Here is a 207-nt window from a genome sequence, read left to right as displayed (position 1 = left end):
CAGGGCATGGTTGTAGGTGAGCGTCGCCCCGTCTCTGTGCCGGCGCACCCAGACGTCATCGCTGCTGCTGGGCGCGGGGAATGCGTCGCTGTACAGGCCGCGAAGTGCTACGGCATTGCCAAGGTCACCATCGGTGCAGATGAGCAGAACCTGCTCGCCGGGGGTTGGGGGATTCCACTCGCTGACATCCCCAGCGGCTGCGCTGAA

Annotated in this window: 1 protein-coding gene; it reads right to left on the bottom strand. The window is 65.7% G+C overall.

The genetic code is table 11. The features are described 5' to 3' along the window. Positions 1-207 (bottom strand): phage baseplate assembly protein V (locus RRF55_RS29495; RefSeq protein WP_439419527.1); only part of this gene is annotated, 207 nt, incomplete at both ends.

Source organism: Klebsiella sp. K47, assembly GCF_051858335.1.
In the GTDB taxonomy this organism is placed as follows: Bacteria; Pseudomonadota; Gammaproteobacteria; order Enterobacterales; family Enterobacteriaceae; genus Klebsiella; species Klebsiella pneumoniae.
Note: the sequence above shows the minus strand (reverse complement) of the source record. Positions and strands in the feature narration are given on the sequence as shown.